The organism is Luteimonas wenzhouensis, from assembly GCF_007859305.1.
Lineage (GTDB): Bacteria > Pseudomonadota > Gammaproteobacteria > Xanthomonadales > Xanthomonadaceae > Luteimonas > Luteimonas wenzhouensis.
Genome location: NZ_VOHE01000003.1, coordinates 222,119 through 247,177 on the forward strand (window position 1 = coordinate 222,119; position 25,059 = coordinate 247,177).

A 25,059-nucleotide genomic window follows, 5' to 3' on the forward strand; every position below is an offset into this window, starting at 1 on the left:
TCCGGGGGGGAGGTGCCCGCCCCCGGCGCGGGGGCGGGCGGGCATTGCGATTACTTCTTCCTGCTGGCGGCCTTCCTGGCCGGCGCCTTCTTCGCGGGCGCCTTGCCGGTGGTGCGCTTGGCCGCGGCCTTGCGGGCCGGGGCCTTGCGCGCGGCCGCCTTCTTCGTGGAGGCCTTGCGGGCGGCGGGGGCCTTCTTCGCCACCTTGCGGGTCGCGGCCTTCCTGGCCGTGGCCTTCTTCGTCGCGGCCTTCCTGGTGGCCGTCTTCCTGGCCGGGGTCTTCTTCGCTGCGGCCTTGCTGGCCGTGGCCTTGCGGGCGGTCTTCTTCGCGGTGGCCTTCTTCGCCGCCTTCTTCGCGGTCGAGGTGCCGGCGGTCTTCTTCCTGGCCTTCGCCGCGGCCACCTGCTGCTTGCCGGCGCTGCTCGCGTCGGCCAGGCGCTTCTTGGTGGTGGCCAGGCGCTTGCTGACCGCCTTCTTCGCCTTGCGGGTGGTCTTGCTCACCGCCTTGGTGGCCTTGTCCGCGGTCTTGCGCGCGCGCTTGACCACGGTGCTCGCCTTCTTCACGACCTTGCTGCCGATCTCCTTGGCCGTCTCGGCGACGGTCTCGGCGGCGTGGGTCAGGGAGTCGGTGACCCCGGTGCCGTTGCTCATGGGTGGTTCCTCGTCAGTGTGCTCTTGTTGCGGTAATCGGGTCACGGGCAGGGCCCGTGGGTCGAAATGTAGCGCGAAGCGCGCGCCACGCAAGCAGTCGAACGAGGGCCGTTTTCCCGTCCCCGGCGCGCCCCTTCCATCGGGATGCGCCGGCGCCCGTGGCGGGCGGCCGGGGAGTGCCCGGTGCCCGCCGGAGGGCGTGGCGGGGAGCGTGCCGTGTGGCCATCCTGGCCTTTGGTCGCAGCTTCCCGTGTGCCTCCAGGATCCGACGGCGAAGAAGAGCCGTCAGAACTTGCCGTAATAGCCTTCCTTCAGGGCGTCGAACAGGTTGGCGGCGGTGTGGATCTCGCCGTCGTACTCGATCTGCTCGTTGCCCTTGACCTCCAGCACGCTGCCGTCCTCGAGCTCGAAGCGGTAGGTGGTGTTGGCCAGGTCGGTTTCCTTCACCAGCACGCCCTGGAAGGCGGCCGGGTTGAAGCGGAAGGTGGTGCAGCCCTTCAGCCCCTTCTGGTAGGCGTAGCGGTAGATGTCCTTGAAGTCCTCGTACGGGTAGTCGGTCGGGACGTTCGCGGTCTTGGAGATGGACGAGTCCACCCACTCCTGGGCGGCGGCCTGCACGTCCACGTGCTCCTTCGGGGTGATGTCGTCGGCCGAGACGAAGTAGTCGGGCAGCTTCGCCTCCGGGTCCTCGGAGAACGGCATCGCCTTGGGGTTGATGAGGTGGCGGTAGGCCAGCAGCTCGTACGACCAGACGTCCACCTTCTCCTTGGTCTTCTTGCCTTCGCGGATCACGTTGCGGCTGTAGTGGTGCGCGAAGGAGGGCTCGATGCCGTTGGAGGCGTTGTTGGCCAGCGACAGCGAGATCGTGCCGGTGGGCGCGATCGAACTGTGGTGGGTGAAGCGGGCGCCGGTCTCGGCCAGCTGCTCGACCAGGTCGGGGGCGACCTGGGCGATCTTCTGCATGTAGCGGCTGTAGCGCGCGTGCAGCACCTTGCCTTCGATCTTCTGGCCCACGCGCCAGCCGTCCTTCGCCATCTCCGGGCGCTTGCGCAGCATCGCCGGGGTGACCTCGAACTGCTCGTCCATGATCGGCGCCGGGCCCTTCTCCTGGGCCAGGGCCAGGCCGGTTTCCCAGCCGGCCACGGCCATCTCGCGGGCCACGCGGCCGGTGAACTCGCAGCTCTCGGGCGAGCCGTACTTCATCCGCAGCATGGTCATGGCGCTGCCCAGGCCGAGGAAGCCCATGCCGTGGCGGCGCTTGCGCAGGATCTCGGCGCGCTGCTGCTCCAGCGGCAGGCCGTTGATCTCGACCACGTTGTCGAGCATGCGGGTGAACACGCGCACGACCTCGCGGTACTCCTCCCAGTCGAAGGAGGCCTTGTCGGTGAACGGGTCGCGCACGAACTTGGTCAGGTTGACCGAGCCCAGCAGGCAGGCGCCGTAGGGCGGCAGCGGCTGTTCGCCGCAGGGGTTGGTGGCGCGGATGGTCTCGCACCACCAGTTGTTGTTCATCTCGTTGACGCGGTCGATCAGGATGAAGCCCGGCTCGGCGTAGTCGTACGTCGAGACCATGATCATGTCCCACAGGTGCCGGGCCTTGACGTGGCCGTAGATCTTGCAGGCCACCATGCCGTCGTCGCGGGTGAGGTAGCCCTCGGTGTAGGGCCAGTCGCGCCAGGTCACGGCCTGGGGGTCGTTGAAGTCGATGTCGCCGGCTTCCTTCTCCGAGACCGGGAACACCAGCGGCCAGTCGGCGTCGTCCTCCACCGCCTGCATGAAGCCGTCGGTGATCAGCAGCGAGAGGTTGAACTGGCGCAGGCGGCCGTCCTCGCGCTTGGCGCGGATGAAGTCGCGCACGTCGGGGTGGGAGACGTCGAAGGTGCCCATCTGCGCGCCGCGGCGGCCGCCGGCCGACGAGACCGTGAAGCACATCTTGTCGTAGATATCCATGAAGGACATCGGGCCGGAGGTGTAGGCGCCGGCGCCGGCCACGAACGCGCCGCGCGGGCGCAGGGTGGAGAACTCGTAGCCGATGCCGCAGCCGGCCTTGAGGGTCAGGCCGGCTTCGTGGACCTTGCCCAGGATGTCGTCCATCGAGTCGGTGATGGTGCCCGACACGGTGCAGTTGATCGTGCTGGTGGCGGGCTTGTGCTCGAGCGCGCCGGCGTTGGAGGTGATGCGGCCGGCCGGGATCGCCCCGCGGCGCAGCGCCCACAGGAAGCGGTCGTACCAGTACTTGCGCTTCTCGTCGGTCTCCTCGGCGTCGGCCAGGGCGCGCGCCACGCGCTGGTAGGTGCCGTCGATGTCGGCGTCGACCGGGACCCCGTGCTTGGTCTTGAGCCGGTACTTCTTGTCCCAGATGTCCTGCGAGGCGGGCTGCATCGGGATCTCCCGTTCCACGTGCGTCTTCACTGCTTCCAGACGAACCGTACTCATGCGTCTGTGGTCTCCTGATCTCCGGCCGGGGTCTGCCGCGGTCTTTATGGTTGTTATGGGTCGATGCCGCCGTACCGCGCAGGCGGGCCGGTGGACGGGTCGGCGGTGCCCGCACAGGCGCGCGGCCACCGGGAAGGTTCAAGGGTGCCTGTGTTCCGGCGCTGTGTTGTCACTGCGCGGTCCCCCTGTCGCCGGGGATGCGGGTTTTGCCGGGTTTTTTGCCCAAACCCTATTGCTTGGGCCTGGCTGGACCGGCTGACCCCAACATCTTGTGGCGGGCCGAGCCAAGCTACGCGCCGCGATTTGCGAAGTCAACTTTCCCGTGCGGGCCGCCCGGCCAGGCCGCAATGGACCGTGGCCGGGTGCCCGGCAAGTCCCTGTTCAGGTGGCCGCGGGCCGCCGGGCCGACACTTCGCACCGGCCGTCGTGCTGCACTGCGGCGCGGCGCTGCGCGGCCCGGACCGGCCCTTGCCCGTCCGTTGCCCGGCGCCCATGTAACGTAGTCCCCTCCCGTGACCGACACGTCCACGCACACCCCACCGCCCATGCGTCCAGCCCCCACCCTGCTCGTCCTCGCCGCCGCCGCCGCGTTCGGCGGATTCGCCGCCACCGCCATCCGCGACGCGCTGCACGCGCCTGCGTCCGCGACCGAGCCGGCGGCCGCCAGCGCCCTGCCAGCGCCCGCGGTGGCCGCGCTGCCGGCCGCGGTGGACGGCCAGCCGATGCCGTCGCTGGCGCCGATGCTCAAGCGGGTCACGCCCTCGGTGGTGAGCGTGCACGCCGCGCAGCGGCGCCAGGTGAGCCCGTTCGGCAACGACCCGTTCTTCCGCCGCATGTTCCCCGAGCTGTCGCAGGAGCGCATCGCGCGCTCGCTGGGCTCGGGCGTGATCGTGGACGCGACCAACGGCTACGTGCTCACCAACCACCACGTGATCGAGAACGCCGACGAGGTGTCGGTGACGCTGTCGGACGGACGCACGCTGGCGGCCGAGTTCATCGGCTCCGACCCGGACACCGACGTGGCCCTGATGCGGATCCCGGCCGAGCGGCTGCAGGCGATCCCGCTGGCGCGCGGCGGCGAGCTGGAGGTGGGCGACTTCGTGGTCGCGGTGGGCAACCCGTTCGGCGTCGGCCAGACCGTCACCTGGGGCATCGTCTCGGCAGTCGGCCGCAGCAACGTGCCGGGGGTGGGCTTCCAGAACTTCATCCAGACCGACGCCTCGATCAACCCGGGCAATTCCGGCGGCGCGCTGGTGAACCTGCGCGGCGAGCTGGTGGGCATCAACACCGCCAGCTTCAACCCGCGCGGCAGCGCCGCCGGCAACATCGGCCTGGGCTTCGCGATCCCGGTGGACCTGGCCCGCAACGTGATGCAGCAGCTGGCCGCCACCGGCACCGTGCAGCGCGGCACCCTGGGCATCGAGACCCAGGCGGTGGACGCGCGCCTGGCCCCGGGGCTGGGCCTGGACGAGGCGCGCGGCGTGGTGGTCACCCGCGTGTACGGCGATTCGGCCGCGGGCGCGGCGGGCGTGCGCGCCGGCGACGTGATCACCGCCGCCAACGGCCAGCGCATCGACAGCCCGGTGGCGCTGCGCAACTTCCAGGGCCTGCAGCCGATCGACACGCCGGTGACCCTGGACGTGCTGCGCGACGGCCGCCCGCTCAAGCTCACCGCGCGCCTGCGCGCGCTGCCGCGCGACGGCGCCAGCTACGACGAGCGCCTGGCCGGCGCCACCCTGGCCGACCTGCCCGAGGCGGTGCGCCGGCAGAACCCGAACGCGCGCGGCGTGCTGGTGGAGAAGATCGAGCCCGGCAGCCGCGCCCACCGCAACGGCCTGCGCGAGGGCGACTACATCTTTGCCGCCAACGCCGGCGAGTTTCGCGATCTGGCCGGGTTCCGCGACAGCCTGGCCGACCGCCCCGACCGACTGGTGCTGCGCATTTCACGCGGCCGCAGCGTCGGCGACCTGATCATGCAGTAACCGGCGCGCGCGCCGGCCCTCCCAACGCGCACTTTCCCGAGGAGACGACAGATGAGCCCGAGTTCGACCGATGCGATGAAGACCAACCTCGGCCAGGCCGGGGCCCACCTGAAGAACGCCGCGACCGACGCCGGCAGCGCGATCCGCAACGCCGCCCAGGTCGCCGGCGAGGAGCTCAAGGTCGGCCGTGCCGCGGTCAAGTCCGACCTGGCCGATTCGGCGCTGGCCGGCATCGCCGCGCTCGAGGAAGGCGGCGGCGCGGCCAAGGAGCAGGTGGACGTGCTGATGGACAAGGGGCGCGACCTGATCGACAGCGCCGCCGACCTGATCCGCGAGCGCCCGATCGCTTCGTTCGGCGTCGCCTTCGCCGCCGGCTGGATCATCGCCAAGCTCGCCCGCAGCGGCGACAGGTAAGCGCCGCGACGTGGCAGGGGATGCGCCACAAGACGCCGGCGCCGGCGACGGGGGGCGCGGGCCGGCGCCCGGTCTGGACGAGAGCCTGGCCGCGATCAACGCCGCGCGCCGCGAGGCGCTCGACGCCAGCCGCGGCACGCTGCGCGCGCTGCGGCGGCTGGCCTCGGCCGACTTCGCGCTGGCCCGCAGCGCGTTCGGGCGCGCCCTGGCCTGGGCGGGGGCGGCGACGGTGTTCGGCGCCTCGGCCTGGCTGTTCGTCACCGGCACCCTGATCGCGCTGATGCAGCGGATGGGGCTGTCGTGGCTGCAGTCGCTGGCGGTCGCGGCGCTGATGAGCCTGGTCGCGGCCGGGTTCGCGGCCTGGCGGGTGTCGCGCTATTTCGACCTCATGGGCATGCATGCCACCCGCCGCCAGCTCAGCCGGCTGGGGCTGTTCGACGAGGACGGCGCCGGCGACGATGACGACGACGAACCGCCGCCCGGCCCCGGCGCGGACGCCGCGCGCCCCGCCGCGGCGGCGGCCGCCCGCCCGACGGGCGCGGGCCCGGGGGGTGGGTGATGCGCTTCGAGCAACTGCGCGAGGAGGTGGCCCGCGCCGAGCGCAGGGTGGAGACGCGGCTGCTGCGGGCGAAAACCAACTGGCGCGTGCTGGGCACGACCTGGCGCGAGGCCTGGACCCCCGGGCGGATCCTCGTGGTGGGCCTGGTCGGCGGGCTGCTGGTCGGCCGCGCCCGCCCGCTGGACAAGCTGGGCGGGCTGGACGCGCCCGGCGGGCTGCCGTTGGCGCGCTGGGTGCAGCTGGCCACCAGCCTGTCGGGCCTGGTGACCGCGCTGCGCGCGCGGCACGCGGCCGAGTCCGCGCAGGCCGCGGCCGACGATGCCGGGGCGGTGGCCGAAGAAGCGGCCGACACGGTGGAACAGGCGGCCGGCCCGGAGGCCGCCATGGGGCAGGGCGAGGCGGCGGCCGGACCGGCGTTGCGCCCGGCGTCGGACGCGCGCCGCCGGCCCGAGCCGCCGTGGGTCGGCGAGCCGCGCGCGGCCGAGGCCGCCACCGAACTGTCCGAACGCTGAAGCCGGCGCGCCGCGCCGCCCGTCGGCGGCGATCCCCGGCCAGCGTCATCACGGGACCCTGTCCGGGGACGATGCATGCTCGCCCGGCATTCCAACGGTCCCGCCATGCCGCAAACCGCCCCGACACTCGACCCCGCCGACAGCGCGCCGCCGCCACGGCCGCGTGCGCCCGCCGCGGTGGTGGTGCTGGCCACGCTGGCGGTCGGCTATACCCTGTGGGCGGCGCAGACGGTGCTGCTGCCGGTGCTGCTGGCGATGTTCTTCGCCCTGGTCAGCAGCCCGGTGATGCGGCTGCTGCGGCGGCTGTGGGTGCCGCGCTTCCTGGCCGCGCTGCTGGTGCTGTGCGCGGGACTGTCCGCGACCGGCGCGCTGGGCTACCTGATGCTGCCCTCGGCGGCGGCCTGGGCGCGCGAAGCGCCGGGCGAACTGCGCCAGCTCGCGCCCAAGCTGCGCGAACTGGCCAAGCCGGTGCGCGAGGCCAACCAGGCCGCGGAAAGCTTCGCCCGCGCCGCCGGCGGCCAGACCGGGCGCCAGCCGCAGCTGGTGCGCACCGAGGCCGATCCCTGGCGGCACCTGGTCACCACGCCGCGGCTGCTGGCCTCGCTGCTGGCGGTGGTGCTGCTGGCGTTCTTCTTCATGGTCTACGGCGAGAAGCTGCAGCGCGCCGCGATCGCGCTGCTGCCCGGGCGCCAGCAGCAGAAGTTCACGGTCGAGATCCTGCAGTCGATCGAGCGCGAGGTCTCGCGCTACGTGCTGACCATCAGCGTGATCAACGGCGTGGTCGGGCTGTCGTTCGCCTTCGCGCTGTACCTGATGCAGATCCCGCTGCCCGAGGCGCTGATGTGGGGCACGATGGTGGCGCTGCTCAACTTCGCGCCCTACGTGGGCCCGCTGCTGGGCGTGCTGGCGATGCTGCTGGTCGGGGTGATCACCTTCGACGAGCTCTGGCAGCAGCTGCTGCCGGCCGCGGTGTACCTGGTGCTGCACACCCTCGAGGGCCAGCTCGTGACCCCGATCATCCTCGGCCACCGGATGGCGCTCTCGCCGCTGGTGCTGATCCTGGCGCTGATGCTGTTCGGCTGGCTGTGGGGGCTGGTGGGCCTGCTGCTGGCGGTGCCGCTGCTGGTGTGCGTGAAGCTGGTGCTCGAACGCGTCGACGGCATGGAGGGCTGGGCGCGGCTGCTGGAGTAGCGCGCGGGCGCGGCGTGCGCGCCCGGCCTACAATGGGGCCGTGAACGCCAGCATCCGCGCCGTCACCCTCGACCTCGATGACACCCTGTGGCCGTTCGCCCCGATCGGGGCGCGGATCGAGCGCGTGCTCGACGCATGGATGCGCGAGCACAGCCCGGCCACCGCGGAGATGTTCCCGGTGGAGGCCATGCGCGCGCTGCGCGAACGGGTGTGGCGCGAGAACCCGCACTTGGCCCACGACATGGGCGCGCTGCGGCGGATGACCCTGGAGCGTGCGCTGCGCGAGAGCGGAGGCAACCCGGCGCTGGTGGACGCGGCGTACGAGGCGTTCTACGCCGAGCGCAACCGGGTGGAGTTCTACCCCGACGCGCTCGACGCGCTGGCGCGCATCGCCGCGCGGGTGCCGGTGGTGGCGCTGAGCAACGGCAACGCCGACCTGGTGCGCTGCGGCATCCACCAGCACTTCGCCTTCCAGGTGCATGCCCACGAGCATGGCGCCGGGAAGCCGGAGGCGAGCTTCTTCCTCGCCGCCTGCGAGCGGCTGCGCTGCGCTCCGCACGAGGTGCTGCACGTGGGCGACCACGTCGATGCCGACGTGCGCGGCGCGGCGCTCGCCGGCCTGCGCAGCTGTTGGATCAACCGGGTGCAGGCGCGCTGGCCGCACGAGGACGTGATCCCGGACCTGCACTTCGATTCGCTGGCCGGGCTGGCCGACTGGTTCGAACGCGTGGCCGAACCGGCCTGAGCGGCGCTTCAGTCGCTGGACAGGCGCCAGGCCAGCGGCCGCCAGGCCCGCGCGGCGTGCAGCGCGAACCGCGCCGGCCGCGACAGCGAGAACGCGCCGCTGGCCACCGGCTCGCGGTCGGGCAGCAGTTCGGCCATGTAGCCGCCTTCGCCGGACATGCTGTCGAAGCAGCGCAGCCCGGGCCAGGCGTCGGGCAGCGCCCGCATCAGCATCCACTCGTTGAGCCGGCCGGGGCTGTAGCGCTTGAACGCCGGGTCCCAGCCGCTCTTGAACGCGTGCAGGGTGTCGCCGAGCAGGATGTTGCTGGTGGAGGCGATGGCCTGGCCGTCGAGCACCAGTTCGCCGAACACCATTGCCCCGACCGCGCGGAAACGCGCGCACATGTCGCGGAAGAACGCGGCCTGGCGCTCGCAGGCCAGCAGCGAGGTGCCGGCCTCGCGCTTCCAGCCCTGGTGCTCCAGGCGCAGGTGGCGCTCGACCGCGGCCTCGCCGGCGTCGTTGCCGTGCAGCAGGCGGAACTCGACCGCGCCCTGCTCGCGCAGGCGGCGCAGGCGCCGCTCCAGGTCCTTGCGCACCGCGGCCGGCACGCGCGCCTCCACCGGGCCGGCGTCCAGGCGCAGCACCGGGCGCTCGAAGCGCGCGCGCTCGTGCCAGCTGCCGCCCAGGCGCGCGGCGCTGCGCTCGAGCTCGCGGCTGAGCGGATCGCCCAGCGCCAGCCGTTCGAACGACAGGCCGTGCCGCCGTCGCGGCGCCGCGGTGCGGGCCGACTGCAGCAGGGCCCGGGCCACGACGTCGTCCTCGCCGTCGCGCACCAGCAGCCCGCAGCGGTAGGAGTGCAGGCTGCGGAAGCTGCCCAGGCGCCGCAACGGCGCGAACAGGTCCGGGCCCTGGTCGACGAAGCAGCCCACCCCGAGCAACGCGTTGCCGCGCAGCACGCGCACCACGGCCGGCTCCGGGCCCTCCAGCCAGCGCGCCGCGGGCAGCACGAACTCGGGCATGGCGAACGGGTTCGACCACGACGTGCCCCGGCCGAGCGCGCTCCACTGTGCGAGTTCTTCCGCGCCGAGGGTCCCCAGCGGTCCCCAGCGCACGATCACGTCGTCCAAGATGTTCCGATCTGCTACCGATCCCCGTCCGTCCAAACGTCGAACGCGCCGTGGCCCGGCCACCGCGCGTGGGCAAGCGCGGCCGATTCGGTCAAACTTGCACGATGGACCAGCACCCCCTTCCGCCGGGCTTCGCGCCCCAGGACGCCGACGCCGCGCCGCTGCACCTCGTCGGCCACGACCGTTTCCAGGACTGGCTGCAGGCCCAGCCCGCGCTGGTGCAGGCCTGGCTGTCGCGGCAGCGCTTCACCGCCGCCGCCGGCAGCGTGGCGCTGCTGCCGGGCGAGGGCGGGGTGGCGGGCGCGGTGGTCGGGATCGGCGATCGGCTCGATCCCTGCGCCTATGCGCACGCGCCCACCGCGCTGCCCGGGGGCGACTGGCGCCCGGTCGCGGCGCCCGAACCGGCCGCCGCGCGTGCGCTGCAGCTGGGCTGGGGCCTGGGCGCCTACCGCTTCGACCGCTACAAGGCCGGCGGCCCGGCGCCGGCGCGGCTGGCGCTGGCCCTGGACCCGGAGGTGCGCGACGTGCTTGCCGCGTGCGTGCGGGTGCGCGACATGGTCAACACCCCCGCCCAGGACATGGGCCCGGCCGAACTGGAGGCCGAGATGGCCGCGATCGCCCGCGCCCACGGCGCCGGCTTCGCCAGCATCGTCGGCGACGCCCTGCTGGAGCAGGGCTTCCCGGCGATCCACGCCGTCGGCCGCGCCTCGCACCGCGCCCCGCGCCTGCTGCGCCTGGACTGGGACGCCGGCGGCGAAGGCAGCCGCCCGCACCTGGTGCTGGTGGGCAAGGGCGTGTGCTTCGATACCGGCGGCCTGGACGTGAAGCCGGCCGACGGCATGCGCAACATGAAGAAGGACATGGGCGGCGCGGCGCACGCGATCGCCCTGGCCGAACTGTTGATGGCGCGCCGGCTGCCGCTGCGCCTGACCCTGCTGGTGCCGGCGGTGGACAACGCCATCGGCCCCGACGCCTACCGGCCCGGCGAGGTCCTGGCCACGCGCAAGGGCGTGAGCGTGGAAATCGACAACACCGACGCCGAAGGCCGGGTGGTGCTGTGCGACGCGCTGGCCCTGGCCGGCGAGCTCGGGCCCGACCTGGTGCTGGACTTCGCCACCCTCACCGGCGCGGCGCGGATCGCGCTCGGCCCCGACCTGCCGGCGCTGTTCGCCAACGACGACGCGCTCGCCGCCGACTGGCTCGCGGCCGGCGAGCGCGAGCGCGACCCGCTGTGGCGGATGCCGCTGTGGCGCCCCTACCTGCGCTACCTGACCAGCCATGTCGCCGACATCGCCAATGCCGGCTCGCGCATGGCCGGCGCGGTCACCGCCGCGCTGTACCTGGAGCGCTTCGTGCCCGAGGGCACCAAGTGGGCGCACCTGGACGTGTACGCCTGGAACGACAACCACCGCCCCGGGCGCCCCGCCGGCGGCGAGGCGCTGGGCCTGCGCGCGGCCTACGCGATGCTCAAGGCGCGCTGCGGCGGCTGAGCCGCCTCAGCGCAGCCAGCCGCGCGCGGCGGCGCGGCGCGCGTACAGCCACAGCCCCAGTGCCACCAGCCACAGCAGCAGCGGGAACACCGCGCCCGCCGCGCCGGTCAGCGCCCATACCGGCGTGGTCGCGTACACGGCGACGAACTGCACGACCAGCGCCAGCAGCGAGGCCAGCAGCAGCGGCGTGGCCCAGCGCCGGCGCAGCAGCAGCGCCAGCATGCCGAGCACGCCGCCGATGGTGGCGATGGCGAACGGCAGCATGATCCAGCGCGGCATCGCGAGGGTGATCTCGCGCTGGGCGTCGGGCAGCGCCGCCACCGCTTCCGGGCTGATGGTGAGGTTGAGCCAGAACATCGCCAAGCCGTAGAGGTTCCACAGCAGGCCGAGCACGGCGATGACCCGGAACGGGACTGGCACGGAACGCGACATGGCGGCGGCTCCCGATGGACGTGGGCCGAGTCTAGACCCGCGCCGCGGGCAGGGCATGCTTCACCGCGGGATGGCCCGCGCCGGCGCTACAGCCAGCCCTTTTCGCGCGCCAGCCGGTAGGCCTCGATCCGGTTGCCCACGCCGAGCTTGCCGATCGCCTCGGACAGATAATTGCGCACCGTGCCGTGGGACAGGCTGAGGCGGCCGGCGATCTGGCCCGCGGACAGGCCCTCGCCGGCCAGGCGCAGCACCTGGCGCTCGCGGTCGCTGAGCGGGTCGGGTTCGCTCCAGGCTTCCAGCGCCAGCTGCGGGTCGATCGCGCGGCCGCCGCGGTGCACCTGGCGCAGCGCGTCGGCCAGCTGTTCGACCGGCGCGTCCTTGAGCAGGTAGCCCGACACGCCCGCGTCCAGCGCCCGGCGCAGGAAGCCGCCGCGGGCGAAGGTGGTCACGATCACCACCTTCACCGGCAGCCCGTGGCGCTGGATGCGCTGGGCGAGTTCGAGCCCGGTGAGGCCGGGCATCTCGATGTCGGTGACCAGCACGTCCGGCGAGAGCCGCTGCAGTTCGCGCCAGGCCGATTCGCCATCGCCGGCGGTGCCCACCACCTCGATGTCGGATTCCAGCCCCAGCAGCGCGGCCAGCGCGCTGCGCAGCATGGCCTGGTCCTCGGCCAGCACGACGCGGATCATCGGTTGGACCTGGGCGCCTGCATGGGGCGCAACGTTAGCAGTTCGACCCGCGGTGGCGCCGTCACGGCGTGCGCGTTCCGTCGTCGTCGGCCGCCAGCGGTACCCGCGCCTCGACCAGGGTGCCGCCTTTCCGGCCAGTGTCCACGCGCAGCCGGCCGCGCACGGCCTCGAGCCGTTCGCGCATGCCCGACAGCCCGTTGCCCGGCACGATCGTGCCGCCGCGCCCGTCGTCGACGATGCGCAGCACCACCTCGTCCCCCTCGAGCGTGAAGCTGACCTCGGCACTGCCGGCGCGGGCATGGCGCTGGATGTTGGTGGCGGCCTCGCGCACCGTCAGCGCAAGTGCGCTCTCCACGCCCGGCGGCAGCGCGCTGTCGCTGAAGCCCTCGTCGAAGCGGTAGGAGAAGGCGACGCCGTCGGTCTCCAGCAGCAGCTTGGCCGAGGCCAGTTCGGCGGCGATACCGGCGGCGCGGATGCCGCTGACCGCGCGCCGCACCTGCGCCAGCGCCTCGCGCGCGACCCGGCTGACTTCGCCGATCTCCGCGCGCGCGGCCTGCGGGTCGCGTTCGAGCATGCGCCCGGCCAGGTCGGACTTGAGCGCCACCATCGACAGCGTGTGCCCGAGCAGGTCGTGCAGGTCGCGGCCGATGCGTTCGCGTTCGGCCAGCGCCGCCAGCCGCCGCACTTCCTCGTGCGACAGGCTCAGGGCGGCGTCGCGCTCGCGCCCGATGCGGTCGAACATCACCAGCACGCAGACGATCGCGGTGACCATGGGGATCCACACCAGCGCCTGCCATGGATAGCCCAGGTGCAGGGCGTAGCCCACGAGCACCGCGTTGAGCGCCACCAGCGCGAGCAGGTAGGGCGCCAGCGACCGGCCGCTGCGCGGCTGCAGCATCACGCAGCCGAACACGAAGTAGCTCATGCCAGACGGATACCAGGGCAGCAGCAACAGGCACATCGCCACCATCGCCAGCGCGGCCGCGTAGGCCTTGCGCGGCGACTGCACCACGGTCATCGCGTACAGCCACAGGAACAGCGGGAACGACACCGCGGTGATCCCGGCCCAGCGCAGGGTGTAGCCGGCGAGGCCGCCGGCGAACGCCGGGGTGACGAACAGCCAGGCCGACCAGACCACGTGCACCATCGCCTGGCAGGGCGAGCGGCCCATGCGCTGGTCGGCCGCGGCGATCGATCCCGGCCGCGGCGAGAGCGCGTGCCGGAGCAGGCGCACGAGCGCCGCGCGCAAGCCTGCGGCGCGGCCCGGCCCGCGCGCGGCGGCGGAGGCGGGAAGCGGCTCGGGTCCGGATCCAGGGCCGGTGGTGGTCATGCGGTCCTCGGGTTGGATGCCGCCGGTCATCCGCCGGCGTGCAGGCGTCGCCGGGCCAGGGCGAAGAACGCCACCGTCGCCAGCGCCAGGACCGCGACGTGCGCCCAGGTCCGGCCGCCATCGTCGTGCCCCACCACCTTCAGTGCAAGCTGGCCCAGGTGGTAGGCCGGCCAGGCCGGTGCCAGCTTCGCCAGCCAGCCGGGCAGCATCGACAGCGGTAACCAAAGCCCGGACAGGAACGCCATCGGCAGATACAGCACGTTGAGCAGCGCCGGCGCGGCGTTGCCGCCGACCAGGGTGCCGATCCACAGCCCGATTGCCGCGAACGGCAGCACCCCGGCCATGTTCACCAGCGCCAGCCCGGCCCACTGCGCGGGTGCCAGCCGGACCCCGCCCGCGGTCGCCGCCAGTGCCGCCAGCAGCAGCGAGATCGCGGCGGCGAACAGCATCGCCATCGTCATCCTCGCCAGCAGCAGCGAACCCGGCGGCGTGGGCAGGGTGCGGCGCAGGCGCAGGTAGCCGCGGTCGCGGTCGACGGCGATGGTGACGCCGAAGCCGAACATCGCCGCGCCGATCACGCCGAACGCGCCGTAGCTCGCCAGCAGGTAGCCGGCGGCGCCGGGGTTGCCGCGGTTGAGCACCACCGCGAACAGCAGGTAGAACATCGCCGGGAAGCCGAGCACCGGCAGGCAGAACGCGGGCTCGCGCGCCATCCGCAGCAGTTCGCAGCGGGCCTCGGCGAGGTGGGCGCGCAGCGGCGCGCGCAAGGTGGTGGCGGCGTGCATCAGGCGGCCTCCTGCCGGGCGTCCGTGGAACGGGTCAGGGCGAGGAAGGCGTCGGCCAGGCCGGCGCGGCGGATCTCCAGTTCGCGCAGTGCGGGATCGGACTCGAGCAGGCGCCGCACCACCGGCTCGGCCGGTTCGGCGGCGATGCGCAGCGCCTCGCCCTCGCGCGCTGCCTCGACCACGCCCGGCCACTGCGCCACCGCCTCGGCGGCCAGGCGCGAGCGGCACCGGATCCGCCGCAACGAGACCCGCGCACGTACCTCGTCCACGCTGCCTTCCGCGACCAGGCGGCCGCCGTCGAGCACCGCCACGCGGTCCGACAACGCCTCGGCTTCCTCCAGGTAATGCGTGGTGAGCAGCACTGCGCTGCCTTCGGCCACCAGCTCGCGCACCGCGGCCCACAGACCCTGGCGGGCGTCGATGTCCAGGCCGGTGGTCGGCTCGTCGAGGAACAGCAGGCGCGGGCGGCCGCAGATCGCGAGCGCGAACTGCACCCGCCGCTGCTGTCCGCCCGACAGCTTCCCGTAACGGCGGCCGAGCAGCCCGTCGAGGCCGGCGAGCGCGACGCAGTCGGCCACGCTGCGCGGCCGCCGGTAGCCGGCGCGCACCATGTCCAGCAGTTCGCCCACCTCGAGCCGGTCGGGCAGTGCCGCGGTCTGCAGCATCGCCCCGCACTGGCGCCGCACCGCGAGGCTGCCCGGCGCCCGGCCGAACACCGAGGCCTCGCCGGCATCGGCCGCCAGCAGCCCCAGCAGCAGTGCGACCGCGGTGCTCTTGCCGGCGCCGTTGACGCCCAGCAGGGCAGTCACCTGGCCGGCGTGCAGCCGCAGGTCGACGCGGTCGAGCGCGCGGGTGGCGCCATAGCGCTTGCAGGCGCCGCGCAGCACGGCGAGGGGTGGTGTCGATTCCATGGGTCGTGCTCCGTCGTGGCGGGACCTGCCGGCATCATGCGGCGGCCGCGCGGACCCTGGCAGCCACGCACGTCAACGCATTCGGGTGACAGCTGTCAGGGGGCGCGCGCGCTCCCGGCCGCTATCCTTGTCCTGCCGCGGCCCATGGGTCCGTCCACGCGGTGGGTCACAATGGCCGCCGGCCCACGTCTGGTTCAACGATGAACACCAACGCCGACCTGCTCAGGGAACTCCGCATCGACCGCTCGCCCGGACCGCCGCCCTCGCGCAAGGGGCTGTGGATCGTGCTGGCGAGCATCGTGCTGCTCACGCTGCTGGCGCTGGGCGGCTGGTGGCTGTTCGGACGCCAGGCGCCGGTGCCGGTGCAGACCGCCACTGCGGTGTCGCTGTCGGCCGGCAACGCGCCGGCCTCGGTGCTCGACGCCTCGGGCTACGTGGTGGCGCGGCGCATGGCCACGGTCTCGGCCAAGATCACCGGGCGCGTGCGCGAGGTGCTGATCGAGGAAGGCATGCGGGTCGAGGAAGGCCAGGTGATGGCGCGGCTCGATCCGATCGACGCCGATGCCCAGCGCGCGCTCGCCCGGTCCCAGCTGCAGGCCGCGCGCAGCCAGGCCGGCAGCCTCGAGGCGCGGCTGAAGGAGGCCGAGGCCAACGCCGAACGGCTGGCGCAGCTGGTCGGCCGCCAGCTGGTGTCGCAGGCGCAGTACGACGAGGCGATCGCCCAGCGCGATGCCATGCGCGCGGAGCTGGCGGCGGCGCGGCGCAACGTCGAGGTCGCCGCCGACGGCCTGCGCATCGCCGACATCGGCGTGGACAACACCGTGGTGCGCGCGCCGTTCGCCGGCGTGGTGGTCGCCAAGGCGGCGCAGCCGGGCGAGATCGTCTCGCCGCTGTCGGCCGGTGGCGGCTTCACCCGCACCGGCATCGGCACCATCGTGGACATGGATTCGCTGGAGGTGGAGGTCGACGTGGGCGAGGCCTACATCGGCCGGGTGCAGCCGAAGATGCCGGTCGAGGCCACGCTCACCTCCTACCCGGACTGGAAGATCCCGGCCGAGGTGATCGCGATCATCCCCGCGGCCGACCGCGGCAAGGCCACGGTGCGGGTGCGGGTGGCGCTGAAGGAGAAGGACGCGCGCATCGTCCCGGACATGGGCGTGACCGTGCGCTTCCTGGAGAAGGCGCCGGAGGACGGCGAGGAGCCGCGCCCGGGCGTGCGCGTGCCGGCCTCGGCCGTGGTCCGGCGCGACGGCGCCAGCGCGGTGTACGTGGTGCGCGGCGACGGCACGGTGGAACTGCGCCAGGTGGAGGCCGGCGCGCCGCTGGCCGAGGACCGCGAGGTCGTCTCCGGGCTGGCCCCGGGCGAGACGGTGGTGGTCCGGCCGCCGGACGGACTCGCCGACGGCGCGCGCGTCGAGGCCGGCGCGAGGTGAACGCGGCCGGCACTGCATGACCTCCGGGCGCGGCGCGGCGACGCGCGGCGCACGGATCCCCGGGGACATCCCCGCCAACCCGACACAGCGAGGCAACGCCATGGCACCCCTGGTATCGATCCGCAGCCTGACCAAGACCTACCAGCGCGGCCCCGAGAAGGTGGAGGTGCTGCACGGCATCGACCTTGACATCGAGCAGGGCGATTTCGTCGCCCTGATGGGCCCGTCGGGCTCGGGCAAGACCACACTGCTGAACCTGATCGGCGGCCTGGACTCGCCCACCTCGGGCAGCATCGAGGTCGACGGCCAGCGCATCGACCAGCTCGGCGGCGGGCGGCTGTCGCACTGGCGCAGCCAGAACGTGGGCTACGTGTTCCAGTTCTACAACCTGATGCCGGCGCTGAGCGCGCAGAAGAACGTGGAGCTGCCGCTGCTGCTGACCAGGCTCGGCGCGGCGCAGCGCAAGCGCAACGCGCAGATCGCGCTGACCCTGGTGGGCCTGGCTGACCGCGTCTCGCACAAGCCGGGCGAGCTGTCGGGCGGGCAGCAGCAGCGCGTGGCGATCGCGCGCGCGATCGTCTCCGACCCCAAGCTGCTGATCTGCGACGAGCCCACCGGCGACCTCGACCGCCAGTCGGCCGAGGAGATCCTGGGCCTGCTGCAGACGCTCAACCGCGAGCATGGCAAGACCATCGTGATGGTCACCCACGATCCCAGGGCCGCCGGGTACGCCAGCCACACCCTGCATCTGGACAAGGGCACTCTGGTCGGGCAGCAGGCCCACGTGGCCTGAGCCGGGAGGCGCGCGATGAAATATTTCCACCTCATCTGGGCGGCGCTGTTCCGGCGCAAGGCCCGCACCTTCCTGACCCTGGCCTCGATCGTCGCCGCGTTCCTGCTGTTCGGCATGCTCGACGGCATCCGCACCACGTTCGCCCAGCTCGGCCAGAACGCCGACGGCGCGCAGCGGCTGCAGACCATGTCGCGGCTGTCGATGGTGCAGATGCTGCCACTGGCGCTGCGCTCGCGGCTCGAGCAGGTCGACAACGTCGAGGCGGTGACCTGGGCCAACTGGTTCGGCGGCGCCTACCAGGATCCGCGCAACCAGCTGTTCACCATCGCGGTCGCGCCCAACTACCTCGACCTGTATCCGGAGATCCAGGTCGATCCGGCGGAGCTCGAGCAATGGAAGGCCACCCGCAACGGCATGCTGGTCGGCGAGGACATGATGGCCCGCTTCGGCTGGGAGGTGGGCCAGACCATCCCGCTGCAGTCGACGATCTTCCCCAACAGCGACGGCAGCCTGAACTGGCAGTTCCGGATCGTGGGCGTGATCCGTCCGCGCGACGCCGAACAGGGCGGCTTCTTCGGCGCGATGATGCTGATGCACTACGACTACTTCGCCGAGTCCACGCCCTACGTCGACGACCAGGTGGGCTGGTACATCAGCCGGGTCTCGGACGTGAACCGCAGCGACGCGGCGGCCAAGGCGATCGACGCGCTCACCGCCAACTCGCCCAACGAGACCCGGACCATGACCGAGCAGGCGGCGATGGCCGCGCAGATCAAGCAGGTGGCCGACATCGGCCTGATCGTGGGCTCGATCATGGGCGCGGTGTTCTTCACCCTGCTGCTGCTCACCGGCAACACCATGGCCCAGGCGGTGCGCGAGCGCACCTCGGAACTGGCGGTGCTCAAGACCATCGGCTTCACCAGCCACAGCGTACTGGCGATGGTGCTGGCCGAATCGGTGCTGCTGGTGGTGCTGGGCGGCGTGCTCGGGCTCGGCCTGGCCGCGGCGCTCGGGCCGGTGGTCGGGGCGGCGAGCCGCGGTGCGATCAGCCTGCCGCCGATCGGCCCGGGCAGCTGGGTGCTGGGGCTGGGGCTGATGGTGGCGATCGGGCTGCTGGTCGGCGCGCTGCCGGCGATGCGGGCCATGCGCCTGAACATCGTCGACGCGCTGGCCGGGCGCTGACCCGCACTGGGAGGACATGCGGATGAACCTGATGAAGACACTGCTGCGCGGCCTCGGGATGGTGCTGTTGCTGATCGCGTTCCTCGCGGTCTGGGTGCTCTTGCCGTGGTACGGCGCGCTGGCGCTGGCGGTCGCGCTGGCGCTGTGGATGGCGCTGACCCGCACCGGCCGCCAGGCCGCCTCGGTGACCTGGGTCGGGGTTGGCACGCTGCGCCAGCGGCTGGGCGCCTCGTCGGTGGTGGTGGTTGGCATCGCCGGCGTGGTCGGCGTGCTGGTGGCGCTGCTGGCGATGGCCGAAGGCTACCGGCACACGGTCAGCAGCGCCGGCAGCGAGGACGTGGCGATCGTGCTGCGCGGCGGTTCCTCCGCGGAGCTGATGTCGGTGCTCTCGCGCGACGAGATCCTGGCGATCGAGCGCGCGCCGCAGATCGCGCGCGACGCGCAGGGCCGGCCGCTGGCCTCGGCCGAGCTCGTGGTCTCGGCCAACGTGCCGCGCCGCGACGGCGAGGAGGGCAGCGTGACCCTGCGCGGCGTCGGCAAGATGGCCTGGGCGGTGCGGCCGGGCGTGCGCCTGGTGGACGGGCGCCGCTTCGAGACCGGCCGTCGCGAACTGGTGGTGGGGCGCGGCGCGCAGCGCCAGTTCCAGGGCCTGGAGCCGGGCAACGAGGTGCAGCTGGGCAATGAACGCTGGACCGTGGTGGGCGTGTTCGAGTCGGGCGATGCCACCGAGTCGGAGATGTGGGCCGACGCCGAGGTGGTGGGCGCGACCTACCGCCGCGGCAGCAGCCGCGCCTCGCTGTACGCCAGGCTCACCGCGCCGGAGGCGTTCAACGCCTTCAAGGCCACCCTGGCCGCCGATCCGCGGCTGCAGGTGGACGCCGACACCACCCTGGGCTACTTCAGCAGCCAGTCACGGACCCTGACCACGGTGCTGCGCGTGATCGGCATCGTGGTGGGCTCGATCATGGCCATCGGCGCGGTGTTCGGCGCGCTCAATACCATGTTCGCCACGGTCGCCGCGCGCGCGCGGGAGATCGCGACCCTGCGCGCGATCGGCTTCCGCGGCCTGCCGGTGGTGGTCGCGGTGATGCTCGAGACGATGCTGCTGGCGCTGCTGGGCGGCCTGCTGGGCGGGATCCTGTCCTGGCTGGTGTTCAACGGTTACACCGCCTCTACCCTGGCCGGCGGTGTAGCCAGCCTGAGCTTCGAGTTCCGCGTCTCGCCGCAGCTGCTGTGGGAAGGCCTGAAGTGGGCGCTGGCGATCGGCTTCGTCGGCGGCCTGTTCCCGGCCGTGCGCGCGGCCACCCTTCCGGTCACCGACGCCCTGCGCGCGATGTAAGGGCGCGCGCAGTAGCGCTCCTTCCCCCGCTTGCGGGGGAACGCCGGGATGGGGGTGCACGGCAAGCGCGTGGCGCAGCAGGCGCGGCGACCTGCCGGCCCCCGCCCCGAGCCTCCCCCGCAAGCGGGGACGGCGCAGTGGGGTGGGGCTACGCCAGCAGCCCCGCCTCCCGCAGCGCCGCTTCCACCACCGCCTGGTTGGCCTCGGCCAGCGGCGTCATCGGCAGCCGCAGCGCGCCTCCGCAGCGGCCCAGCCGGGACAGCGCCCACTTCACCGGGATCGGATTGGCCTCGACGAACAGCTGCCGGTGCAGCGGCAGCAGCCGGAGCTGGATCTCCATCGCGCGCGCCACGTCGCCGGCCAGCGCCGCCGCGCACAGCTCGCGCATGAGCCGTGGCGCGACGTTGGCGGTGACGCTGACGTTGCCGTCGCCACCGCACAGCATCAGCGCCACCGCGGTGGCGTCGTCGCCGGAATAGACCAGGAAGCCCGCCGGTCGCTCGCGCACCAGCCACTGCGCGCGCTCGATGTCGCCGGTGGCTTCCTTGATCGCGCCGATCCCGGGCACCTGCGCCAGCCGCATCACCGTCTCGTGCCGCATGTCCGCGGCCGAGCGCCCGGGCACGTTGTAGAGCACGATCGGCAGGTCGCCGGTGGCCTCTGCGATCGCGCGGAAATGCCGGTACAGCCCCTCCTGCCCCGGCTTGTTGTAGTAGGGCACCACCTGCAGCTGGGAATCGGCGCCGACCTTGCGCGCGTACTCGGCCAGCGCGATCGCCTCGCGCGTGGAGTTGCCGCCGCAGCCGGCCATCACCGGCACGCGCCCGGCGGACTGCTCGACCGCGACGCGGATGATCTCGCAGTGTTCCTCCACGTCCACCGTCGGCGATTCGCCGGTGGTGCCGACCACGCCGATGCAATCGGTGCCCTGTTCGACGTGCCAGTCGACCAGCCTGCGCAGTGCGTCGTAGTCGACGCTGCCGTCCTCGTGCATCGGGGTGACGAGCGCGACGATGCTGCCGCGCGGGAGGCTGGTGCTGGCGTTCATGGCGTGGGCAAGGAGGCTGCGGGGCGTGGAGCCGCGCATTGTAGGCCGCGCCGCGGGCGTGCGCGCAGCGCTGCCGTTGCTCACCGATGCAACCGTTGCGCGGCGGCGCGCACCCGCCGGGCTACGCCTGCTGCGCGACCACCCGGCGCCGCGCGGCGAGCACGCCATCGGTCGCGAACACCGCCAGTCCGATCCAGATGAAACCGAATCCGATCGCCCGGTCAGGCCCGAAGTACTCGCCGAAGAACAGCACGCCCAGCAGTAGCTGCAGGGTGGGGCCGATGTACTGCAGCACCCCGACCACGCTCAGCGGCACCCGGCGCACGGCGTAGGCGAAGAAGATCAGCGGGATCGCGGTGAGCGCGCCGCCCATCACCAGCAGCAGGTCGGTCCAGCCGCCCCAGCGCAGCGAGAAGAAGCCGCCGTCGCCGCCCAACTCGATCCACGCCAGCCAGGCCAGCGCCGGTCCCAGCACGAACATGTTCTCCACCCCCAGCCCGCGCACGGCCTCGATTGCGGCGAACTTGCGGATCACCCCGTACAGGCCGAACGAGCCGGCCAGGCACAGCGCGATCCACGGGAAGTCGCCATAGCGCGTGGTCAGCCACAGCACCCCGCACGCGGCCAGCGCCACCGAGATCCACTGCGCCGCCGACAGCCGCTCGCGCAGGAACAGCACCCCGATCAGCACGTTGAGCAACGGGTTGATGAAATAGCCCAGGCTGGCCTCGACCACGTGGCCGGCGTTGACCGCCCACACGTACAGGCCCCAGTTGGCGGCGATCAGCACGCCCGACGCCGCCAGCATCGCCGCCAGCCGCGGCCTGGCCAGCACCTCGCGCAGCCAGCCGCGGCCGTGGCGCAGGGTCAGCCAGGACGCCACCAGTACCGCGCACCAGATCGCCCGGTGGAGCACGATCTGCAGCGAGGGCACTTCGCGCAGCAGGTGCCAGTACAGCGGCATCAGGCCCCAGATGACGAAGGCGCCCACCGCCACCCACAGCCCGCGCCGGTCGGGGATGCCCGGGCTCATGCCTGGTCGCCTGCGACCGTGCGCGCCGGGACCGCGCGTGCCCTGGCCAGGGTGATCGCGACCACGCCCGACAGCACCACGGCCATCGCGCCCAGGTCCTGCGGGCCGAAGCGTTCGCCGGCCAGCCACGCGCCCAGCAGCACCGCGATCACCGGATTGACGTAGGCATAGCTGCCGGCGAGCGCCGGGCGCACGTGGCGCAGCAGCCAGATGTAGGCGCTGAACCCCACCAGCGACCCGAAGCTGGCCAGGTACGCCACCGCCCACAGCCCGCCGGCCGTGGGCCAGTCGTCGAGGCGTTCCCCGATCGCCAGTCCGGCGACCACCATGGCCGCGCCACCGCACAGCATCTGCGCGGCCGCGGCCATGAACGGCTGCGGCAGGTCGCGGCCGCGGCTCCAGATCGATCCGTAGGCCCAGGCGATGGTCGCGACCAGCAGCGCCACCAGCCCGACCGGGGTCGCGGCCAGGCGGCTGCCCGCGTTGAGCCAGGCCACGCCCAGGAAGCCCACGCCCAGGCCGATCCATTCCGCGCGCCGCGGGTGCTCGCCGCGAAGCGCCGTGAACAGCGCCATCCACAGCGGCACCGACGACACCGCCACCGCGGCCAGCGCGACGGCGAGCGGCGACGCGGTCGGTCCGACCGGTGCGGAATCAGGGCGCATCGGGCACCGTGGGCAGGGAAGCGGCCGACGCGCCTTGCGTTGCGCCGGGGCGACATTCTACGGCGCGCGGCGCCGCGCCGGCAGGGCGACCGGACGGGATGGTGCTTCCCGATGGCGGTGGTCGCGCGCGCGCTGGCGCAGGGGTCTAGAGCGCCAGCGCGGCGTGCAGCGGGGCCGGGTCGTCCCAGCGGTCGCGGCCGCGCAACATCGACAGTTCGACCAGCACCTGCGCGCCGCAGACCCGCGCGCCCTGGCGGCGCAGCAGCGCGACCGCCGCGCGGAGGGTGCCGCCGGTGGCCAGCACGTCGTCGACCACCAGCACCCGCGCGCCCGCGGGCAGCGCGTCGGCATGGAGTTCCAGCCGGTCGCGGCCGTACTCGAGCGCGTACTCCTCGAACAGGGTCGTCCCCGGCAGCTTGCCGGGCTTGCGCACCGGCACGAAGCCGCAGCCGAGCTCGCGCGCCAGCGCCGCGCCGAGGATGAAGCCACGCGCCTCGATGCCGGCGACCGCGTCGGGGGGCGCGGCGCGCCAGGCCCCGGCGGACGCGTCGATGGCGCCGGCGAACGCGGCGGCGTCGGCCAGCACCGGGGTGATGTCCTTGAACACGATCCCCGGGCGGGGGAAGTCCGGGACATCGCGGATCAGGCGGGACCAGTGGGGCACGGCGGCACTCCTGGACGGGGGGCGTCCGGCGCCGGTGGCGTGCCGGCTCAGTCCTTCGGCGCGAGCCGCAGCAGGCGCCCGCCCTTGCCGTCCTCGATCACCCACAGCGCCCCGTCCGGGCCCTGGCGCACGCCGCGGATGCGTGCGCCCATGGCAAAGCGCTCGGCCTCGCGCGCGCCGCCCTCGCCGTCGAACTCGATCCGCACCAGCGACTGCGACGACAGGCCGCCGGCGAAGGCGTTGCCCTTCCACTGCGGGAACAGGTCGCCGTCGTAGAACATCAGGCTCGAGGGCGAGATCACCGGAGTCCAGGTGATCGCGGGGGCGTTGAACTCGGGCCGGGTGGCGTGGTCGGGGATCGGGCGGCCGTCGTAGTGGTCGCCGTTGGAGACGATGGGGTAGCCGTAGTTGGCGCCGCGCTCGACCCGGTTGAGTTCGTCGCCGCCCTTCGGGCCCATCTCGATGTCCCAGGGCTGGCCGTTCGCGTCGAAGGCCAGGCCCAGCGGGTTGCGGTGGCCCAGGGACCATACCTGCGCGGCGACCCCGCCCTGGTCGGCGAAGGGGTTGTCGTCGGGCACGCTGCCGTCCTCGTTGAGGCGCAGCACCTTGCCGAGGTTGGACTGCATGTCCTGGGCCGGGTCGAACTTCTGCCGGTCGCCCGAGGAGATCCACAGCTTGCCGTCGTGGAACGCGATCCGGTGCGCGTAGTGGCCGCGGCCGGTGACCTTGGGCACCTGGCGCCAGATGACCTCGAGCCCCTCGAGTCTGCCGCCGCCGGCCTCGTCGAGCAGCAGCCGCGCGCGCGCGACCGCCGCGCCGGCGGTGTCGTCCTCCCCGGCCTCGGCGTAGCTCAGGTACACCAGCCCGTTCTCGGCGAACTGCGGATGCGGCACCACGTCGCCGAAGCCGCCCTGGCCGCCGTACACCACCTCCGGTACGCCGGTGATCTCGCCGGCCTGGCGCGTCTGCGGGTCGAGCAGGCGCAGCGTGCCGGGCTTCTCGCTCACCAGCAGGCGCCCGTCGGGCAGGAAGTTCAGCGCCCAGGGCTCGTTGAAGCTGGCGATGGCCTCGACCTCGAAGGGGCCGATCGTGCGCGCCTCGCCGGCGGGGGATGCGGCCATGGCCTCGCCGCCGTCCGCGGCCGCGCTCGCGGTGGCCGCGTTGCCGTCGGCGTTGCAGGCGGCGAGCAGCGCGAGCGAGAGCAGGGCGGTGGTGATCGCGGATCGTTGCATCGTGGACCTCGTTCGGGTGCGGTACCGGGGGCATCATAGCGTCCACGCGGGCCGCCACCACGGCCCGCCGGAGCCGGAGGATGGACCTGCGCCCGCTCGGCCACGGCCACTGTCCCTGGTGCGGCGAGCCGCTGGAACTGGGCCTCGATCCGGGCGCCGGCGACCAGGACCGCATCGAGTACATCGAGGACTGCCAGGTCTGTTGCCGGCCGATCCTGGTGTCGGTGACGTTCGATCCGGAGGGCGCCGTCCGGCTGTCGCTGCGGCGCGAAGGCGACTGATGCCGAACGCGCGTGATGGCCGATGCGCGGCGCACGGATGGGTTGCCCGGGTCCGTGGAACATCCATGCGTCGGGTCACGCGATCGTGCGGCCTTCCTGAACCCGCGCCTGCGGCGAACGTGTTCTTAACTCCAGCCATGCGCCGGTCTTTATGGAC

24 protein-coding genes and 1 pseudogene are annotated in these 25,059 nt (G+C 73.1%); 12 read left to right on the forward strand and 13 right to left on the reverse strand.

The window, feature by feature from the left end; genetic code table 11:
- Positions 1 to 50: 50 nt before the first annotated feature.
- Together FQY79_RS15355 and FQY79_RS07365 are read right to left on the reverse strand one after the other, a co-directional pair.
- Positions 51 to 650, reverse strand: coding sequence for a hypothetical protein (locus tag FQY79_RS15355; protein WP_186759844.1), 600 nt, complete (start codon positions 648 to 650; stop codon positions 51 to 53).
- A 285-nt stretch (positions 651 to 935) separates the two neighbouring features.
- Positions 936 to 3,086 carry an adenosylcobalamin-dependent ribonucleoside-diphosphate reductase gene (locus FQY79_RS07365; RefSeq protein WP_146312253.1) on the reverse strand — a complete coding sequence of 717 codons (2,151 nt, stop codon included), beginning with the start codon at positions 3,084 to 3,086 and terminating at the stop codon, positions 936 to 938.
- Between the two features lie 545 nt (positions 3,087 to 3,631).
- Between FQY79_RS07365 and FQY79_RS07370 the strand changes: the two genes are divergently transcribed.
- The 6 genes from FQY79_RS07370 (at position 3,632) to FQY79_RS07395 (ending at position 8,489) form a co-directional block, all read left to right on the forward strand.
- Positions 3,632 to 5,068 carry a Do family serine endopeptidase gene (locus tag FQY79_RS07370; protein WP_146312255.1) on the forward strand — a complete coding sequence of 479 codons (1,437 nt, stop codon included), beginning with the start codon at positions 3,632 to 3,634 and terminating at the stop codon, positions 5,066 to 5,068.
- 51 nt (positions 5,069 to 5,119) lie between these two features.
- A complete protein-coding gene (locus FQY79_RS07375; RefSeq protein WP_146312257.1) occupies positions 5,120 to 5,482 on the forward strand; it encodes a hypothetical protein in 363 nt (120 codons plus the stop codon).
- Between the two features lie 10 nt (positions 5,483 to 5,492).
- Entirely contained in the window at positions 5,493 to 6,041 is a 549-nt protein-coding gene (locus FQY79_RS07380; protein WP_146312259.1) for a phage holin family protein, read from the forward strand.
- The gene (locus tag FQY79_RS07385; protein WP_146312261.1) at positions 6,041 to 6,553 is read left to right on the forward strand and encodes a hypothetical protein; all 513 of its coding nucleotides are present in this window, start codon (positions 6,041 to 6,043) and stop codon (positions 6,551 to 6,553) included. Before FQY79_RS07380 ends, FQY79_RS07385 begins: the two co-directional genes overlap by 1 nt.
- 105 nt (positions 6,554 to 6,658) lie before the next feature.
- Complete coding sequence (locus FQY79_RS07390) at positions 6,659 to 7,744, forward strand: AI-2E family transporter (RefSeq protein WP_146312263.1); 1,086 nt, start codon at positions 6,659 to 6,661, stop codon at positions 7,742 to 7,744.
- A gap of 40 nt (positions 7,745 to 7,784) precedes the next feature.
- Positions 7,785 to 8,489, forward strand: coding sequence for an HAD family hydrolase (locus FQY79_RS07395; RefSeq protein ID WP_146312265.1), 705 nt, complete (start codon positions 7,785 to 7,787; stop codon positions 8,487 to 8,489).
- A gap of 8 nt (positions 8,490 to 8,497) precedes the next feature.
- Here the strand turns inward: FQY79_RS07395 and FQY79_RS07400 are convergent, their stop codons facing one another.
- Positions 8,498 to 9,586 carry a GNAT family N-acetyltransferase gene (locus FQY79_RS07400; protein ID WP_246123053.1) on the reverse strand — a complete coding sequence of 363 codons (1,089 nt, stop codon included), beginning with the start codon at positions 9,584 to 9,586 and terminating at the stop codon, positions 8,498 to 8,500.
- A 113-nt stretch (positions 9,587 to 9,699) separates the two neighbouring features.
- Between FQY79_RS07400 and FQY79_RS07405 the strand changes: the two genes are divergently transcribed.
- Positions 9,700 to 11,085, forward strand: coding sequence for a leucyl aminopeptidase family protein (locus tag FQY79_RS07405; protein WP_146312269.1), 1,386 nt, complete (start codon positions 9,700 to 9,702; stop codon positions 11,083 to 11,085).
- 6 nt (positions 11,086 to 11,091) lie between these two features.
- Here FQY79_RS07405 and FQY79_RS07410 read toward each other — a convergent pair whose 3' ends face one another.
- The 5 genes from FQY79_RS07410 to FQY79_RS07430 all read right to left on the reverse strand — a co-directional run bounded on the left by FQY79_RS07410 (position 11,092) and on the right by FQY79_RS07430 (position 15,232).
- Positions 11,092 to 11,517 (reverse strand): hypothetical protein, encoded by a 426-nt coding sequence (locus FQY79_RS07410; RefSeq protein WP_146312271.1) that lies wholly within the window; start codon positions 11,515 to 11,517, stop codon positions 11,092 to 11,094.
- Positions 11,518 to 11,603: 86 nt separating this feature from the next.
- A complete protein-coding gene (locus tag FQY79_RS07415) occupies positions 11,604 to 12,206 on the reverse strand; it encodes a response regulator transcription factor (RefSeq protein WP_146312273.1) in 603 nt (200 codons plus the stop codon).
- Between the two features lie 61 nt (positions 12,207 to 12,267).
- Positions 12,268 to 13,455 carry a sensor histidine kinase gene (locus FQY79_RS07420; RefSeq protein WP_186759845.1) on the reverse strand — a complete coding sequence of 396 codons (1,188 nt, stop codon included), beginning with the start codon at positions 13,453 to 13,455 and terminating at the stop codon, positions 12,268 to 12,270.
- 107 nt (positions 13,456 to 13,562) lie between these two features.
- Positions 13,563 to 14,321, reverse strand: a complete 759-nt coding sequence (locus FQY79_RS07425) for an ABC transporter permease (RefSeq protein WP_146312277.1) — start codon at positions 14,319 to 14,321, stop codon at positions 13,563 to 13,565.
- Complete coding sequence (locus FQY79_RS07430) at positions 14,321 to 15,232, reverse strand: ABC transporter ATP-binding protein (protein WP_146312278.1); 912 nt, start codon at positions 15,230 to 15,232, stop codon at positions 14,321 to 14,323. The genes FQY79_RS07425 and FQY79_RS07430 overlap by 1 nt, the downstream gene beginning before the upstream one ends.
- 200 nt (positions 15,233 to 15,432) lie before the next feature.
- On the opposite strand from FQY79_RS07430, the gene FQY79_RS07435 reads away from it, so the two are divergent.
- The 4 genes from FQY79_RS07435 to FQY79_RS07450 all read left to right on the forward strand — a co-directional run bounded on the left by FQY79_RS07435 (position 15,433) and on the right by FQY79_RS07450 (position 19,979).
- A complete protein-coding gene (locus FQY79_RS07435; RefSeq protein WP_146312280.1) occupies positions 15,433 to 16,665 on the forward strand; it encodes an efflux RND transporter periplasmic adaptor subunit in 1,233 nt (410 codons plus the stop codon).
- 100 nt (positions 16,666 to 16,765) lie between these two features.
- Positions 16,766 to 17,458, forward strand: coding sequence for an ABC transporter ATP-binding protein (locus FQY79_RS07440; protein ID WP_146312282.1), 693 nt, complete (start codon positions 16,766 to 16,768; stop codon positions 17,456 to 17,458).
- Positions 17,459 to 17,473: 15 nt separating this feature from the next.
- On the forward strand, positions 17,474 to 18,640 hold the full coding sequence (locus FQY79_RS07445) for an ABC transporter permease (protein ID WP_146312284.1): 1,167 nt from the start codon (positions 17,474 to 17,476) through the stop codon (positions 18,638 to 18,640).
- A 31-nt stretch (positions 18,641 to 18,671) separates the two neighbouring features.
- Positions 18,672 to 19,979, forward strand: a complete 1,308-nt coding sequence (locus FQY79_RS07450; protein ID WP_146312286.1) for an ABC transporter permease — start codon at positions 18,672 to 18,674, stop codon at positions 19,977 to 19,979.
- A gap of 148 nt (positions 19,980 to 20,127) precedes the next feature.
- On the opposite strand, the gene dapA is transcribed toward FQY79_RS07450, so the two are convergent.
- The 5 genes and pseudogenes from dapA to FQY79_RS07475 all read right to left on the reverse strand — a co-directional run bounded on the left by dapA (position 20,128) and on the right by FQY79_RS07475 (position 24,621).
- Positions 20,128 to 21,027, reverse strand: coding sequence for a 4-hydroxy-tetrahydrodipicolinate synthase (gene dapA / locus FQY79_RS07455; protein WP_146312288.1), 900 nt, complete (start codon positions 21,025 to 21,027; stop codon positions 20,128 to 20,130).
- Between the two features lie 121 nt (positions 21,028 to 21,148).
- Positions 21,149 to 22,060, reverse strand: coding sequence for an EamA family transporter RarD (gene rarD / locus FQY79_RS07460; protein WP_146312290.1), 912 nt, complete (start codon positions 22,058 to 22,060; stop codon positions 21,149 to 21,151).
- A pseudogene (locus FQY79_RS07465) lies at positions 22,057 to 22,671 on the reverse strand (EamA family transporter); the annotation flags it as partial. The gene rarD and the pseudogene FQY79_RS07465, both read right to left, overlap by 4 nt.
- Before the next feature lie 199 nt (positions 22,672 to 22,870).
- Positions 22,871 to 23,440, reverse strand: a complete 570-nt coding sequence (locus FQY79_RS07470) for an adenine phosphoribosyltransferase (RefSeq protein ID WP_146312524.1) — start codon at positions 23,438 to 23,440, stop codon at positions 22,871 to 22,873.
- On the reverse strand, positions 23,437 to 24,621 hold the full coding sequence (locus tag FQY79_RS07475) for a PQQ-dependent sugar dehydrogenase (protein WP_146312294.1): 1,185 nt from the start codon (positions 24,619 to 24,621) through the stop codon (positions 23,437 to 23,439). Before FQY79_RS07475 ends, FQY79_RS07470 begins: the two co-directional genes overlap by 4 nt.
- An 80-nt stretch (positions 24,622 to 24,701) precedes the next feature.
- Here FQY79_RS07475 and FQY79_RS07480 point away from each other — a divergent pair, with 80 nt between their 5' ends.
- Positions 24,702 to 24,902, forward strand: a complete 201-nt coding sequence (locus FQY79_RS07480) for a CPXCG motif-containing cysteine-rich protein (RefSeq protein ID WP_146312296.1) — start codon at positions 24,702 to 24,704, stop codon at positions 24,900 to 24,902.
- Positions 24,903 to 25,059 lie beyond the last annotated feature (157 nt).

Excerpts from the sequence above, each read along its gene's own strand:
- FQY79_RS07475 (WP_146312294.1), bottom strand. The coding sequence starts at position 24,621 with ATGCAACGATCCGCGATCACCACCGCCCTGCTCTCGCTCGCGCTGCTC.
- rarD (WP_146312290.1), bottom strand. The coding sequence starts at position 22,060 with ATGAGCCCGGGCATCCCCGACCGGCGCGGGCTGTGGGTGGCGGTGGGC.
- FQY79_RS07435 (WP_146312280.1), top strand. The coding sequence starts at position 15,433 with ATGAACACCAACGCCGACCTGCTCAGGGAACTCCGCATCGACCGCTCG.
- FQY79_RS07445 (WP_146312284.1), top strand. The coding sequence starts at position 17,474 with ATGAAATATTTCCACCTCATCTGGGCGGCGCTGTTCCGGCGCAAGGCC.
- FQY79_RS07430 (WP_146312278.1), bottom strand. The coding sequence starts at position 15,232 with ATGGAATCGACACCACCCCTCGCCGTGCTGCGCGGCGCCTGCAAGCGC.
- FQY79_RS07385 (WP_146312261.1), top strand. The coding sequence starts at position 6,041 with ATGCGCTTCGAGCAACTGCGCGAGGAGGTGGCCCGCGCCGAGCGCAGG.
- FQY79_RS07375 (WP_146312257.1), top strand. The coding sequence starts at position 5,120 with ATGAGCCCGAGTTCGACCGATGCGATGAAGACCAACCTCGGCCAGGCC.
- FQY79_RS07405 (WP_146312269.1), top strand. The coding sequence starts at position 9,700 with ATGGACCAGCACCCCCTTCCGCCGGGCTTCGCGCCCCAGGACGCCGAC.
- FQY79_RS07450 (WP_146312286.1), top strand. The coding sequence starts at position 18,672 with ATGAAGACACTGCTGCGCGGCCTCGGGATGGTGCTGTTGCTGATCGCG.
- FQY79_RS15355 (WP_186759844.1), bottom strand. The coding sequence starts at position 650 with ATGAGCAACGGCACCGGGGTCACCGACTCCCTGACCCACGCCGCCGAG.
- FQY79_RS07440 (WP_146312282.1), top strand. The coding sequence starts at position 16,766 with ATGGCACCCCTGGTATCGATCCGCAGCCTGACCAAGACCTACCAGCGC.
- FQY79_RS07415 (WP_146312273.1), bottom strand. The coding sequence starts at position 12,206 with ATGATCCGCGTCGTGCTGGCCGAGGACCAGGCCATGCTGCGCAGCGCG.
- FQY79_RS07390 (WP_146312263.1), top strand. The coding sequence starts at position 6,659 with ATGCCGCAAACCGCCCCGACACTCGACCCCGCCGACAGCGCGCCGCCG.
- FQY79_RS07410 (WP_146312271.1), bottom strand. The coding sequence starts at position 11,517 with ATGTCGCGTTCCGTGCCAGTCCCGTTCCGGGTCATCGCCGTGCTCGGC.
- FQY79_RS07365 (WP_146312253.1), bottom strand. The coding sequence starts at position 3,086 with ATGAGTACGGTTCGTCTGGAAGCAGTGAAGACGCACGTGGAACGGGAG.
- FQY79_RS07370 (WP_146312255.1), top strand. The coding sequence starts at position 3,632 with ATGCGTCCAGCCCCCACCCTGCTCGTCCTCGCCGCCGCCGCCGCGTTC.
- FQY79_RS07425 (WP_146312277.1), bottom strand. The coding sequence starts at position 14,321 with ATGCACGCCGCCACCACCTTGCGCGCGCCGCTGCGCGCCCACCTCGCC.
- dapA (WP_146312288.1), bottom strand. The coding sequence starts at position 21,027 with ATGAACGCCAGCACCAGCCTCCCGCGCGGCAGCATCGTCGCGCTCGTC.
- FQY79_RS07480 (WP_146312296.1), top strand. The coding sequence starts at position 24,702 with ATGGACCTGCGCCCGCTCGGCCACGGCCACTGTCCCTGGTGCGGCGAG.